Source organism: Jeotgalibacillus marinus (assembly GCF_040801915.1).
Taxonomy (GTDB): Bacteria; Bacillota; Bacilli; order Bacillales; family Jeotgalibacillaceae; genus Jeotgalibacillus; species Jeotgalibacillus marinus.
Window position 1 is genome coordinate 58,418 of sequence record NZ_JBFMIA010000001.1, and the last position, 15,273, is coordinate 73,690.

The window sequence follows — 15,273 nt, forward strand, 5'->3', positions numbered from 1 at the left end:
CTTTTTTGCACTAATTTATCTAATAATCCCTTGATTTGCACCAACAGGAACTTCAATTGGTTTTGTTAAATCAAAACCATCAATAGGTTCACTTGAAAAGTTTGTGAATTGCACTTTTTCGTATCCAAAAGATTTGGCCGTAAGCAGAAACACTTCAATAAATTGTTGGCGTTCAATCTCTGTTTTACCATCAAGTGGTTGATCCAACGTTATAAATAATTGAGTATCTTTTGCTTCAATTGACAGTGATGCATTTTCAGGAATCGCACTAGTATAGCGAGTATTCGGAAGTGTCGTTTGAGCAGAACGAATTGCTTTTTTCATTGTTTCAAAAGATTCATATGAAGGAACATAATAATATTCCTCTTCTGAATTCTTATACATGTAATAGGCTTTGTGGGCATTTTTTAACTGTATGGGTTTTACCTGTCCAGTTTCACCCGTCTCTGCAACGTTCCCTTCTTTATCTACGATACGCAGTTCTTCATAATTACTGTTACTGAAAGTATGAAGCAATACTTCCATCAAATTAACTTCAGCAGTTGAGTGCATCGTATATTGTCCAGTATCATTTATGGTGTATGACACGGTTTCTCTTTCCTCACTTAATTGACCACTCATCGGATGATACTTCATAAATCCAAGTCCTTCTTCATCAATTGAATCTGACCACTCATTATAAAGCTCCACCATACTCTGACCTCTATCTTCAATTGGTAGAACAAATGTCATAGGAACCACATAATCGTCTTGAGTTATTAAAGCGGTAGTTAAATAAGCTCTATCTCCTAATTCAGTCGCATATAATGCTTTTCCTTTATTAATGATGGGTTGAAGCATCATTGCTGATTCATCAGCTGATTCTTGCGATGAATAGTCTGTCGAAGTAGCTTCACGACTTTCTTGAAGTTGCCCACTACCACTGGTTGGCATGTCGGTAGAACCTCCAGACAATTGTGAATCCGTTGTTTGAAAAGAAGGATTAAAAATAATAAACAGAAAAATCGCAGCTACGCTTGCAGCAATCGGAACCCAACGTTTTTTAGCTTTTTTCTTAGAGCCTTGCTGTATTTGATGATACATTGATTCAGCACTTAGATTACTTTTTATTTTTGGCATCTTTTTCAAAAGTTCTTTTATTTCATGATCTTCCCAGTTTGATCTCCTCATCATTTTCTCCCTCCTTTTCTTGTTTTGACATCATTTCTCTCAATTTTTTGATTGCTCGATGCTGTGTTGTTTTCACTTTTCCTTCTGTCCACTCCAGTGCTTCTGCAGTTTCTGTAATGCTAAGGTCTTGAATGAATCTCATGACAATAACAATTTTTTGATCCGTTGTACAAAGGTCTAAGCATTTATATAACCTACGAATTTCTTCGTTTTGTTCTGCAATTTCTTGTGGTAATGACTGATCTGAAACGATTTCTCTTTTACTCCAGTCAAATCGATCCATCACCCGTTTTTTAATTGTCGATTGTTTTCTAAAGTGGTCGATTGCCACATTTTTCGCAATCGAAAAAAGCCATGTTTTTTCTGAACTTTTCCCTTGAAAATGTTCGAATGATTTCATCACTCGAATAAACACTTCCTGCATTAAATCTTCAGCAGTGTCTCGGTTTTTCACTAAATAAATGAGAAATTGGAACACTTCCTGTTGATAATTGGTATATAGTCTCTGGAAAACGGAGTCCATCCAATTCTCCTCCCCGTTCATTACATTAGTCGTTTAAAGTTTAAAAAAGTTGCATATTTATTTTACTATAACTTTACTTTAGAAAGAAGGAGCGTTTAGTCCTATTCAAAAACAAAAGACCAATTCCCGGAAGAACTGGTCTAAAAAATAAAATTAAACTTGTTTTAATTAGCTACGAGGCAAATAGAAGCGGAAAGTTGTACCTTTATTCACATTGCTTTCAACTTCAATTGTCCCTTGATGTGCTTCAATTAAATTTTTCACAATTGCTAAACCAAGTCCTGTACCTGCTCTTCCACGAGTACGTGCTTTGTCCGCTTTGTAAAAACGCTCAAATATAAACGAAAGATCTTCTTTAGGAATACCGATCCCTGAATCCATTATTTCAACAATAAGCCCTTTAGACGTTATGTTCATAAAAACTTCTATTGTTCCACCATCAAGTGTATGACGAAGTGCATTATCTAGTAAGTTCGTTACCACTTGCTCTATACGATCTGGATCAAACGTCCATTGATCATCTCTAGATAGTGCTGTATTCACAGATAGGGAAAGATCCTTTTCTTTCGAAACGACTTGAAATTTATTAATAATGCGCTCCATAAAAGGAAGTACACCCATTGCCTCTTTATTAAGCGTAATGTGGCCAGCTTCCATTCTAGCTAGATCTAACAATTCATTAACAAGTCGACCCATACGTAATGATTCATCATAAATAATTTGAGCTATTTCTTTTTTCTCTTCTTCCGTTTGTGGGATCTCATCAACAATTGCTTCGCTATAGCCTTGCAACATTGAGATCGGTGTTCGTAACTCATGAGATACGTTTGCGATAAAGTCTTTACGAAGTATATCTAATCGGCGTTCCTCTGTCATATCTCGGATAACAGCGACAGCTCCTCTAACCATATTACCGCTATATAGTGGACTGACGATCGTGACAAATGTCCGACCGTGAATCATCACTTCTCCAATTTGCTCTTCATCTGTCTCCATGACAATTAAAAGTAACTCTTGGAATCGGGGAGGCAGTGCTTCGATTTTGGACGAATTTATTTCTTGATACCAATATTGTAAAAATCGCTCAGCAGGAGGGTTTGAAATTAGGATTGTTCCATCACGATTAAATGTAATCACACCATCAGCCATTGAGCTTAGAATACTTGAAAGTTGTTCTTTTTCTTGGCTTAATGCATCAAGATGATGTTTTAATTGGTGACCCATTTGATTAAAAGCAGTCGCTAATTCTCCTATTTCATCCTGCGTTAATATAGGGACTTTTGTGTCAAATTTACCTCTAGCAACTTCAAAGGCACCTTCTCTCATTTTACGAAGAGGTGCAGTGATTCTTGTTGATAAAAAGAAAGCGAAAATTGTTGTGAGGATAATCGCGATTCCTGCAGCTAAGATGATTAACCGCGTTGTTTGCTGAATCGTTTGCTCAATGGCTTCAAGCGATTGGTAAACAAATACAGATCCAGCTGTGCCATCAGTCAAATTAACAGGTGCTCCGATAATGATGACATTGTCGTAACGATTGGATGAACGATCTTCGCCAATCGGTATCTCCTGTTTTATCGTTGTTTGACGTTCTATTACACTTGACAGCTCTGCGTTATTTTGGATCATTTGTCGAATCGTTTGTTGATCGTCCGAAGATGTACTAGATGAAAACGTACGTTTGTCCTCCAACATAACCAATGCATAAACGGGAACATCCACAAGCTCAGACACGATTTGCAAGCTAAGGTCTATATCGCTATGATCCTCTAGTATCCGTGCAATCTTTTCTGCTTCAAACGTAAGTGATTCCTCGACTTCGTGTACATGGTAATCTTGAAAAAACTCTAGAAGCAAGATCGTTAAAATAAATAACACAAAGGACACAAGCAGCAAAATAGTCATCCACAGCTTGCCAACTACACTACGCCAGATTCTCATTCATTCAATACCTCAAACTTATAGCCCACGCCCCATACCGTTACAATCATTTTTCCAGCTTGTTCAGATACTCGATTTAACTTTTCGCGAAGTCTCTTCACATGTGTATCAACCGTACGTAAATCGCCAAAAAATTCATAGTGCCATACTTCTTTTAATAACTGTTCACGATCAAATACTTTATCTGGACTTTTTGCTAAAAATAAAAGTAACTCGTATTCTTTCGGTGTCAGTGTAACCTCATGTCCATCGGCTGTTACACGGTGTGCATCGTTATCGATTACTAGATGAGGATTAGCGATCATATCCTTTGCTTTCGTATCTGTTTGCAGATAATTCGTTGTGGAAGATCTTCGAAGCAATGCTTTTACACGTAAAACAACTTCACGCGGGCTAAATGGTTTGACGATATAATCATCTGTGCCAACTTCAAACCCTTGTACTCGATTCGCCTCTTCACCTTTTGCTGTAAGCATGATGACTGGTGTCGCTTTTACTTCGCGAAGCTCTCGACAAACCTCCACCCCATCTTTTTCAGGCATCATTAAATCTAACAAAATACAGTCAAAGTCTTCTTCAAGAGCCATCGAAAGAGCTTTTTCCCCATCTTCTGCTTCTTTAATTGAATACCCCTCACGCTCTAAGTACATTTTTAATAATCGACGAATTCTCTCCTCATCATCTACGACCAATATATGTCCCATCTCACTCATCTCATTTCCTCCTTCATATGTAAACTTTCTCATTTAAAATAAGCCCTCACGAAAAGTGGGGGCGTAAAATTTAGGCATAAGAATGTAAACCAGCAATGATCAAGTTTACACCTATTAAGTTAAACATAAGGATAGCAAAACCGATTACCGCAAGCCAAGCTGAACGATTGCCTTCCCAACCGCGCGTTAATCGGAGGTGAAGGAATGCAGCATAAAATAGAAACGTAATAAGTGCCCATACTTCTTTTGGGTCCCATCCCCAAAATCTAGTCCATGCGATTTGCGCCCAGATCATGGCGAATACAAGTCCACCTAATGTGAATACTGGAAAACCAATCAGTACAGATCGATATCCGACTTCATCCATCAAATTTAAATTCACTCGTCTTACAAGGGGCTGCAATAAAGCCGCAATACTCTTACGTGTAATCAAACGAATGAGTAGATAAAGAAGCGTACCAACCGCAATGGACCATAGCACTGAATTTAATGTTTTGGCATCCACAATTGCTGGTGTATTAATTGGTGATACGAATGCACCAGCTGTTTGAAGTTCCCCTTCATGAGGTGTGACTAGTGCAGGCATTTCGAATTGAGCAACGTCTTGTTCACCTGTAGGGGTAATGTAGGTAAAATCAGCTTCATACCCTGCTAGTTCAAATGATGTTGACGTTACGATAAACCCTACAACAATAACAAGACTAAATAAAACGGCTTCAAGCCAAAATGTCTGTTTGCCCTTTTTACTTAAATCAACATCTTTAAGTAAATAGATAAGTCCAGCCACAAAGCTTATCGACAGGATCGCCTCTCCGATCGCTACAGTTGATACGTGAATCGCTAACCAGTGACTTTGAAGTGCTGGAATCAGCGGGCTAAGTTCACGTGGAAACATACTAGAGTAAGCGATAATAAGCAATGCGATCGGTAACGCAAACACGCCTAACACATGTACACGGTAGATATAGTAAATAATGATAAACGCACCAACAAGCATCATGCCAAAGAATGTGATGAATTCAAATAGATTACCAACTGGTGCATGTCCTGATGCCATCCACCTTGTAAAAAAATATCCTAATTGAGATAAGAAACCGATGATGGTAATGGTGATAGCAATCGTTGCCCATCGGTTTTTTCCTGTTTGATTCGCATGTTTTTTTGATTTAATTGAACCTGAAAAAAAGACGGTCGCAATCAAATACAATACAAAGGCCACATAGAGTAATGTACTACTTAAACTAGCTAATTGAGTCACGATCATTTTCCTCCTTTTCTTCAAGAGCGACAGACTTTTTCTCTTTTTCTTCAAATTGATCCGTTATTTCGGTGAGATCAGTGCCTGCTATAGAGTATTCAATATCCTTTTTAAGACCAAACCAGTTTTTATTTGTATGGCCAGCTGCCATCAATTTACCGTCTTCTGTTATTTTTAACCACAAACGACGATGGTTAAAATAAGATCCTTGTATAACACCAATCATAAAGATCGTTCCACCAAGACCTAGGATCCAGAGTGTTAAATCTTTACGTACAGTTAAGCCAGACACATCATGTGTTTCAATTCCGCTAAAGCTTAATGCATAATCATTCTCACCAAGTGGTTCAAGTGTTTCTTGGATTGCAATAAAACTAACTTCACCTTCAGGGTTTTCGGGTGAGAAAAGATTAAATAAGAAAGCTGGATTATTTGGCACTGGTGTAGCGCTTTGAGGCTCTCCATTTTCAAAGCCCTCAAAGTCAGGATAATAACCCATGAGCTCGACTTTATGATTTTCATCTAGTTCATAAACGTCTTGTGGTTGAAATAAGTCAATGTCAAATGAGCCGACTGATTTCTCTGTCGCTTTGTTATCCATAGTAAACGACATCGATCGTATTTCATCCAACTTGTAAGTCACTTGATATACGGCAAAATTATCAAATTTCAAAGGTTGATTTACTTGGATCGCTTTTCTTTGCTCTTCAATCAATTCCCGTTGATCACCAGCAATGCCGCCTTCTTCTCGTTTATAAAGGATGGCGTCTGTTTGATAGTTTTTTACAATGGAACCAACTCGGTCAATCGTATCATTAAATACTTCTGAATCCTCATCCGTGTTGTATGTATCCACTGTAAAGCCTTCACTTTCTAGAAAATACTCCTGATCCGTCCCTGGAATTGCCATGGTTTCACCTTCACGAATCCACAATATCTCGTCCACATACATACCGGGAACGAAGCGGAGCAATCCCCCAATTAGAAAGATAATTAGTCCAGTATGATTAACATATGGTCCCCACCTTGCAAAGCGACCTTTTTCTGCAAGTAGATGACCTTCTTCCTCACGAATACGATAACGTTTATTTTTCAACTTTTCTTTGATTTCCGCAATTGTTTGGTTTGGGTCTGCTACCTCTTTTTCAGCAAACAATCGTTGTCTTTTCATAAAAGATGCATGCCGATTGATTCGCTGATTTTTTAACGCCTTATAGAGAGGGACGACACGGTCTATACTTGCAACGATAATGGAGATTCCAACGGCTGCAATAAAAAGCATATACCACCATGAGTTGTATAAATCATGAAACCCTAACATATAGTAAATTCTTCCAAACCAACCGTAGTGTTCTTCATAGTATACTTCCGGCGGTATTAAAGGTGGTATAAACAACACCTGAGGCAAAATCGTACCAAAAGCTGAAACGATTAGTGTGATAAGGATTAGCCACACGCCTACTTTAACCGAAGAAAAAAAGTTCCAAACTTTATCGATAATCGAAGCGTTGTAAGTTTGAGAGCGCCTGGCCATTCCTTCATAGCGCATAACATCGCTCGTTTTTTTGCTATCTGCATCCTTGGTTAGAGCACGACCACACGATAAACAAAGTTCTGTACCTTCTGGGTTTACGTGTCCACACTTACAGGCTAATTCCTTCATGCTAAAAACCCCTTAATTTATGGTTTGATCATGTCCATGTACGATGCAACCATTTCTTCTGTCATTCCACTTTTTATTATTTTTACGACTTCACCTTCTGGGTTAATGAGTAAGGTCGTTGGCAATGGACCAATGGAAAATGCATACATCACATCTTTTTGAACATCCCTTACAACAGGGAATGAAAGATTATGCTTTTCAGCGAAATTACGCACCTTAAAATCTGATTCACCAACATTAACAGCAATCGTCTGTACACCTTGATCTTTAAATTCCTGGTATTGGTTTTCCATGTAAGGCATTTCTTCTTCACATGGCTTACACCATGTACCCCAGAAATTCAGAAAAACACCTTGTCCTTTATAATCAGATAAACGATGAGATTCTCCATCTAAATCTGTCAAAACGAAATCGGGGGCATCGTCCCCCTCTTTAACGAGTGTACGCTCATCTTCTGACAATGTAGAATAGAGGGTATAGGCGACTGCTGCGATTAACACAGATAAAATGGTAACCCGCATTAGTAAACGCTTCTTCTTCTTGTTACTGGTCACTTTGTCCATCTCCTTAATTCATTGTGCACTTTTCCATAGATGCAATTATAGCATTTATTACTTACGATTCAGGCACAACTATTTGAATGAACTGTGAAAACTACAATCTTTAAAATAAGATTGTAGTTTCATTGTTAAGAAAAATATGAAATTTAATACATTCTTAGTAACAAAATGCCTTCTTGTGCAGATCGTCTTTTACTGCATTGGCTAGGTGGCCGCTTCTGCTTTTGAGGCATCCAGCTACTGCGGCTAGCTCCTCAGGGTCACAAACTATTCACTGCTGAAGGCAAAGAGCGACTTCTGTCAGTGCTCGTTTTGCTTGCCTTGGCTAAGCGAGCCTTCCGATTTTCCGGTTACTTAGTACCACTTTCAGCGAGTGCACGTAATTGCTTTACTTCGTGAGGGGTTAGTTCGCGTGAATCACCAGTGCCTAATCCACCTAAATGAAGAAAAGCATAGTTCTCACGTTTAAGTTTTTGAACTGGATGACCAATCGCATCAAACATTCGTCTTACTTGACGATTGCGTCCTTCATGAATAGTGATCTCAACAATTGTTTTATTTTTTGTTTTATCAGCTGACACAACTTTTGCGCGAGCAGGTGCTGTTATACCATCTTCCAGTTTTACTCCACGCTCTAACATACGTAACGATTCTCTTGAAACCAACCCTTTTACACGCGCCACATACGTTTTATGTACTTCGTATTTTGGATGTGTTAGAAGGTTTGCAAATTCGCCGTCATTCGTAAGCAGCAATAAACCTGACGTATCGTAGTCTAATCGTCCAACTGGATAAATCCGTTCCTTAACGTATGGTAAGAAATCCGTTACGACCTTACGTTTCTTGTCGTCACTAACAGCAGAAATAACGCCTGTAGGTTTATACAAGAGAAAGTAGACCTTGTTTTCCCCTTCAATCTTCACGCCTTCTACTTCAATTGTATCTGAGCTCGTTACCTTTGTTCCTAATTCAACAACAATCTTACCATTGACTTTAACTTTACCTGCTAAAATCAATTCTTCCGCTTTTCTGCGTGAAGCTACTCCACAATGAGCAATCACTTTTTGCAAACGTTCCATTTATTGCACCTCATTTTACATGTTCTCTATCCTTAGTGCATTATGGCACAATAACCGCAAAAAGCAAACATTAGATGGGCATGCATTCATAAATTGCAATATTAAATGTAACACTTAGTGAAACCCAGCCCAGATTGCAAATAAGTTGAGAGAAAAAGCTATATAAAATGGAATATAGAGAAAATCTTTATGAACGAAAGGATTGTCATAACAATAATCTTCAGTCTGTTTTAAATAAACTAAAAACAAAAGACTAAATTTTCAAACAAAAAGGTAGTAAAATAGATTTTGTGGAGGATATTAAGTACCCTGTAATTATTCCGTACAGAACTTAAAGAATATTTTAATAAAAGGAGGGCTGAATTTTAAACTCTTATATAAAGCGATGAATAACCTTATTTCCTTAACAGTTTGAGCTACACCCTATTCTTCTTTTTAAAAGTGTTTCTTCTATTCAAATTGGTAAAAAAAGTTGTTAGCCTCATTCCAGAGAAACACACTTAATGGAAGTGGCTTTAATAACAAAATAACTCCTGGAGAGGAAGATGCTTCATGTTTAATGGAAAAACAATTTTCATCGCAGGTCACGCACGTTTACCCCAGGGGATGGCGGCTAAAAGTGTCTTTGAAACACTAACGATTACAGCTGAAGTTGATGTTAAATATGGAGTTGTGCTGGAGGCATCTTGTACATTGGCAACAGAACACGCACGTGAATTTATTGGACGTCTATTAAAAGGGACTAGTTTAAATGACGGTATGGGTGAAGCCATTGACTCTATTCAAACGTATTACCGGGGCAAGGCAACAAATGCACTGATCGCTGCATTAAAAGAACTCGAACTACATTTTAAGCAAATTGAGTCTGGAGAAAAACGAAAGAAAACGAACACGGGTTAAATTTATTTGGGAAGATTAAAAACGAATTGACAAGTAATGTGTGTAAATAACATACGAACTGCTTCGCTATGACTCTATTTGCAAAGAGCGATGAAGTAAATATAAGCCAGTTTTACATATAAATCCCTTCGTTATTAGGGAACTTGTGCGGCTGGCTTTTTATATTTCCAGTTTGCCTGATTCACCTATTTCACACAATAACAGGAGGGATCATTCAGGAGTATTGCAGAAAAGAAGAAAAGCAAGTTTGAATAGAAAACTGTAACATTTCGATTTGTATTCAAGCATAGGGCGAAAGAACTTATACATTTTGCTCTGCCTCTTCCGGTTTTGAATGAGGGATTCTTTTAGGAAAATCTAATAATTGATTGCGGTGAAGGTGTTGAAAGAGCATATTCAAGCTTTGCCGTTGAACCGTCCTTCTAAAATAAAATAGTGGAAATTATTGGCTTAGGTGAGGACGTTTTTCGTCCTATTGATGACTCGATTGTTGAGCAGTTGTCTCATGTATTCATCCATTTCTATCTCTCTAGTTCTCTATCCAACCTTTCTCACAGGAAAGCAGCGAAGAAAACATGTCTACGCTGCCTAATCAAATTAGACTATTTTTTCCGGCGCAACTGCATTTCGTTTCCAATGAAGAACTTGCACGATCACCAAACCGATTACTAATGTTAGGCCGATTGCATCTGTTACTACATTTGGAATGATTAATGTCAATGCGCTCACTCCCGCAATTAAACGGAACAACACATTCACATCAGTGAGGAAATAACCTTCAAACGCAACACCGAGAGCAAGGATACCAAGCGTCGTTGTAATCATAACCCATGCGATTTCCCCTACCGATGCATTTTGCATTAATAACGCAGGCGCATAGACAAAAACATATGGGACCAGTATACCCGCTGCCGCAAGCTTAAGAGAGATGAATCCGGTTCGATTCGGTTCCCCGCCTGCAATCCCCGCCCCTGCAAATGCAGCAAGTGCCACTGGAGGTGTTAAATTAGCAAAAATACCGAAGTAAAAGACAAACATATGAGAAACAAATGGTTCAATTCCAAAATGCATTAAAGCCGGAGCTGCCATTGTTGATGTAATAATATAAGTTGGAATCGACGGGAGACCCATCCCTAAAATAATGGAAGCAATCATCGTAAAGAACAGTGTTAAAATAAGCATGTCATTTCCGAGAATCAGAATAGCCGAGGTCATCTTTAGACCAAATCCTGTAAGGGATGCTACACCGACTATGATTCCGACCATTGCACAAGCCATCGCTACTCCGAGTGCATTACGGGTACCTTCCTCAAGCGCTTGAAGGATATTTTTAATGTTCAATCGTGTAGTGGCTCTAAACATGGCAATAACGACGGTAGAAATAATGGCCCAAGAAGCTGCGTAAATCGGGGTGAATCCACCAAATAGCATATAAATTAAAATAACAAGCGGAATGACTAAATGTCCTCTCTCTTTCATGACTATTTTCATTCTTGGAAGCTCTTTGCGGGACATTCCCTGCAAACCAATTTTCTTAGCACGCAAATGGACTACAACGATCACTCCAAGGTAATACAACAAGCCAGGGATAATGGCAGCAAGAGCGATCTGGGTATAAGGCATTCCTAATGTTTCTGCCATTATAAATGCTGTCGCTCCCATGATCGGGGGAAGAATCTGTCCACCAACAGATGATGCTGCTTCAACAGCACCAGAAAAATTTTTAGAATAACCGGTTCTCTTCATAAGAGGGATGGTGAATGCTCCTGTAGTTACCACGTTTGCAACGGCCGATCCATTGATCGATCCAAGAAAACCACTAGAAATCACACCTACTTTTGCAGGTCCTCCAGAAGTGTGACCTGCAATTGCCATCGCCACATCATTGAATAACTGACCCATGCCAGTTCGGTTTAGGAAGGAACCGAATAAGACGAATAAGAAAATATATGTTGCAGATACGCCAATTGCTGTTCCGTATATCCCCTCGGTCGTTAAATACATATACGTTAAAATGTCCTCGAATGAATAACCTCGATGAGCAATAACTGTCGGAAGATGAGGGCCGAAAAGAGCATACAATAAGAAGAGGGAACACATAACGGTCAATCCCGTACCGACGACACGACGACCTCCTTCCATTACTAGCATGACAACTAAAAAACTAAAAATAATATCGGTATGATTAGGAAGACCTGCCCTTTGGACGATCCCCATGTAATCAACAAAAATATAGACGATCGTTGCAATAGATAGGAAGGCCAGTAAAAAATCAATAACTGTCGCGCGCTGTTGCGGTGCTTTTTTCCGTGCTGGAAATAACAGAAAGACAAGCGCTAAAATTACACCGGTGTGGAGTGCTCGATGCTGCAACGTTATGAGTGGTCCTGTAAAAGAAGTAAAAAGATGAAAAAGTGCCAGCCCGACTGCTAACAATGAAACTAATCGGATCATCCATGGAATATTCAAATTCCTGAAGCGTGACTCCGAATCGAACTTCTCCAATATTTCCTGACTATCTACTTCTACTGTTGTGTCTAATTGCTCATCTAATGATTCTTTATTCATCTGACTCCCTGCCTCTCTCTATAAATTTCAGGTAAATCCATTCATATAATAGAAGAGATTCGTAATGGATCTGAACAATCTGATTCTCAGGTACAAAGTCGCTTAGTGAATACTTTTTTCCACTAACTTCAATATAATAATGTGAAATCGGTAGATAGAAGAGCGAATAATAAGGGATGGTTCGTTCTATTTCTGTCAAACGTATGTAACCATTAGAAAGTACCTCAACGACTCCATCCATATCTGGAGTTCCGGCCCCGTATGACTTAAATGTCGTAGATTCCAAGACAAATTCTCCGCTATTTAGTACATGATAGGTCTCTTCCCAAGGAGTTAGTTCGACCGAATGACGCCAACCAATACTAATTTGTTTTTTGTCATTCGGAAGAAAATATAACGGTCTTCCTCCCTCTTCTGTCAACAAGAAACCAGATTGAACCGGAATGAGTAAAATTCCGGTTCCAATCAACAATAGAAGTAAAGTTAAAATTACCTTTTTCATCTACAACAGTTTATTCCGTAACCCCTTCTTCATCGAAGAATTTCTTAGCTCCTGGATGAAGAGGTGCGGGAAGATTTTCTAGAGCGGTATTTATATCAATGTCTTTACCTGCATTGTGGCTGTTTTGTAGCCGCGAAATATTTTCATATAACGCCTTTGTCATTGCATACACCACTTCGTCAGACACATCTTTATGCGTCATAAGGACGTTATTTACACCTATTGTGTTCACATCTTCTTCCATGCCGTTATATGCATCTTTCGGAATGGTAATTGGGAAAAATGTTGGATATTTTTTTTGCATTTCCAAGATCTTCTCTTCATGTATTTCTACGATAGCAACTTCCTCGCTCGTTGCTAGTTCTAAAATACCGGCGTTTGGAACTCCGGAGGAAATGACGACTGCGTCAATATGTGCATTCTTTATCCCTTCAATACCTTCTCCAAATGATAGATAGTCTGCTTGAATATCGTCATACGTCATATCATAAGCAGCAAGAACACGCTGAGCACTTATTTCTGTCCCAGAAGCGGGTGCCCCCACTGCGACTCTTTTTCCTTTTAAATCCTCGACTGTTTTAATGCCGGAATCTTTAGTAGCAACGATTTGTAGATAATTCGTGTAGAGGGATGCAAGCGATCGGATATTTTCTTGCGCTCCCTGTTCTTCCATACTATCGATTCCCTCATATGCGTCCGCGGCAGTATCCCCCATTAAAAATCCCATTTCTGCCTTTCCTTGATTTAGCGTTGTAGCATTTACTGCAGATGCGGCCGTCGATTGACTGTTGGATTTAGCTCCCATGTCTTGATAGATTTCCGCTATTGTTGCACCAAGCGGATAGTATACTCCTGAAGACCCCCCTGTAAGAATCGTAATGAATTCCCCATCAAGTGCTTGTGCATAATCTTCTCCACCAGAATCGGAATTTCCACTTTTGTCACCGTCTTCAGCGTTGCAAGCAGCAAGCATTAGGACAAGTGCCATGATCATGCTCACGAAAAATAATAATTTTTTCAAAATCAAATTCCTCCCAAGTTTGATAGTTATTTTTTCAATTACATTGGTTTATTCGAAACAAGGCCCATAACCTGATTGACAGCGTTTTCATTTTATCGAAAGAAAGCTAGTACCTTTAAATTGCCTTCCTCTAGCATTCAGGTAATATATAGCTAGTTTACGATTCAATTATATTGCAATTCATCATCCCAAGCAGGAAGCATTTTATTTAACTGTTTATCCTCTCGATAACCTAATACATATTCAGCTTGCATAATCGTATGGATTTCCCGTGTTCCTTCATAAATGACTGGAGCCTTGGAATTCCGTAAATAGCGCTCAACAGGATACTCATCGGAATAGCCGTATGCACCGTGAATCTGAACTGCATCATCTGCTGCCTTATTTGCGAAATCACATGCTTGCCACTTAGCAAGTGAGGTTTGTCGTGTATTGCGTTTACCTTCATTTTTCAATTCTCCTGCACAGTAGACGAGTAAACGGCTCATTTCAAAACCTGCTTCCATATTTGCAATCATTTGTTGAACAAGTTGATGTCTACCGATTTTTTTACCGAATGTCTCTCGTTCATGACAATAACCTACACTCGCTTCAATACATGCCATTATTTGTCCTACTGCCCCTGCTGCAACAGTGAAGCGTCCGTTATCCAGTGCCGCCATCGCAATTTTAAACCCTTCGCCTTCCTCTCCAAGCAAGTTCTCCTTTGGCACTTTAACATCCTCGAAAAATAGCTCACCTGTATTTCCTGAACGAATTCCATGTTTTCCTTTGATTGCTTTTGATGAAAATCCTTCCCAATCCCGTTCTACAATGAATGCCGATATCCCTTTATGCTTTTCTGACCGGCCTCCTGTATATGCAAAGATTAAAAAGGTATTTGCTATATCACATAAAGAAATCCACGTCTTTTGTCCATTTAATATGTAATAATCGCCATCTTTCACTGCGGTCGTTTGCAACGCTGCGACGTCGGACCCTGCTCCAGGCTCAGTTAATCCAAAAGCCCCGATTTTTTCACCTTTTGCTTGAGGAATTAAATATTTTTGTTTCTGTTCTTCCGTCCCCCACTGTAATAATGTAAGGCTGTTTAAACCTGTATGGACTGAAACTGCCGTACGAAAAGCGGTATCTCCGCGCTCCAGTTCTTCACAGACGATCGCTAATGAGTTATAATCCATTCCACTTCCACCGTATCTTTCGGGAATACAAACTCCCATTAAACCAAGTTCTGCTAGTTTAGGCATAATAGCTGGGTCAAACTCCCCATTCCGGTCCCAATCTGCAATAAAAGGCATAATGTTCTTATCTGTAAACCCTCTCACTGTGTTACGCAACATGACCTGCTCTTGTGAAAAAGAAAAATTCATTTACT

General features: G+C 39.1%; 13 protein-coding genes. 1 reads left to right on the forward strand and 12 read right to left on the reverse strand.

Translation table 11 applies throughout. The features are described from left to right. Positions 1-15: 15 nt before the first annotated feature. The 8 genes from AB1471_RS00330 to AB1471_RS00365 form a co-directional block, all read right to left on the reverse strand. Positions 16-1,173: an RsiX family anti-sigma factor gene (locus AB1471_RS00330; RefSeq protein ID WP_367777525.1), complete on the reverse strand. Its 1,158-nt coding sequence runs from the start codon at positions 1,171-1,173 to the stop codon at positions 16-18. Then, a complete protein-coding gene (gene sigX, locus AB1471_RS00335) occupies positions 1,142-1,714 on the reverse strand; it encodes an RNA polymerase sigma factor SigX (protein WP_367777526.1) in 573 nt (190 codons plus the stop codon). The genes AB1471_RS00330 and sigX overlap by 32 nt, the downstream gene beginning before the upstream one ends. Positions 1,715-1,861: 147 nt before the next feature. Continuing rightward, positions 1,862-3,634, reverse strand: coding sequence for an ATP-binding protein (locus AB1471_RS00340; protein ID WP_367777527.1), 1,773 nt, complete (start codon positions 3,632-3,634; stop codon positions 1,862-1,864). Then, a complete protein-coding gene (locus AB1471_RS00345; protein ID WP_367777528.1) occupies positions 3,631-4,347 on the reverse strand; it encodes a response regulator transcription factor in 717 nt (238 codons plus the stop codon). The genes AB1471_RS00340 and AB1471_RS00345 overlap by 4 nt, the downstream gene beginning before the upstream one ends. Positions 4,348-4,417: 70 nt before the next feature. Continuing rightward, a complete protein-coding gene (gene ccsB / locus AB1471_RS00350) occupies positions 4,418-5,611 on the reverse strand; it encodes a c-type cytochrome biogenesis protein CcsB (protein ID WP_367777529.1) in 1,194 nt (397 codons plus the stop codon). Next, on the reverse strand, positions 5,589-7,268 hold the full coding sequence (gene resB / locus AB1471_RS00355) for a cytochrome c biogenesis protein ResB (protein ID WP_367777530.1): 1,680 nt from the start codon (positions 7,266-7,268) through the stop codon (positions 5,589-5,591). The genes ccsB and resB overlap by 23 nt, the downstream gene beginning before the upstream one ends. A 17-nt stretch (positions 7,269-7,285) precedes the next feature. Next, positions 7,286-7,831 (reverse strand): thiol-disulfide oxidoreductase ResA, encoded by a 546-nt coding sequence (resA, locus tag AB1471_RS00360; protein WP_437342312.1) that lies wholly within the window; start codon positions 7,829-7,831, stop codon positions 7,286-7,288. 347 nt (positions 7,832-8,178) lie between these two features. Further along, a complete protein-coding gene (locus AB1471_RS00365; protein ID WP_367777532.1) occupies positions 8,179-8,907 on the reverse strand; it encodes a pseudouridine synthase in 729 nt (242 codons plus the stop codon). Positions 8,908-9,459: 552 nt separating this feature from the next. Here AB1471_RS00365 and AB1471_RS00370 point away from each other — a divergent pair. Continuing rightward, positions 9,460-9,807, forward strand: coding sequence for a DUF3870 domain-containing protein (locus AB1471_RS00370; protein ID WP_367777533.1), 348 nt, complete (start codon positions 9,460-9,462; stop codon positions 9,805-9,807). A gap of 597 nt (positions 9,808-10,404) precedes the next feature. On the opposite strand, the gene AB1471_RS00375 is transcribed toward AB1471_RS00370, so the two are convergent. The 4 genes from AB1471_RS00375 to AB1471_RS00390 form a co-directional block, all read right to left on the reverse strand. Next, on the reverse strand, positions 10,405-12,375 hold the full coding sequence (locus AB1471_RS00375) for a TRAP transporter permease (RefSeq protein WP_367777534.1): 1,971 nt from the start codon (positions 12,373-12,375) through the stop codon (positions 10,405-10,407). Further along, positions 12,368-12,877, reverse strand: a complete 510-nt coding sequence (locus tag AB1471_RS00380) for a DUF1850 domain-containing protein (RefSeq protein WP_367777535.1) — start codon at positions 12,875-12,877, stop codon at positions 12,368-12,370. Before AB1471_RS00380 ends, AB1471_RS00375 begins: the two co-directional genes overlap by 8 nt. 10 nt (positions 12,878-12,887) lie before the next feature. Continuing rightward, on the reverse strand, positions 12,888-13,898 hold the full coding sequence (locus AB1471_RS00385) for a TAXI family TRAP transporter solute-binding subunit (protein WP_367777536.1): 1,011 nt from the start codon (positions 13,896-13,898) through the stop codon (positions 12,888-12,890). Positions 13,899-14,062: 164 nt separating this feature from the next. After that, positions 14,063-15,268, reverse strand: coding sequence for an acyl-CoA dehydrogenase family protein (locus AB1471_RS00390; protein WP_367777537.1), 1,206 nt, complete (start codon positions 15,266-15,268; stop codon positions 14,063-14,065). Positions 15,269-15,273: the final 5 nt, after the last annotated feature.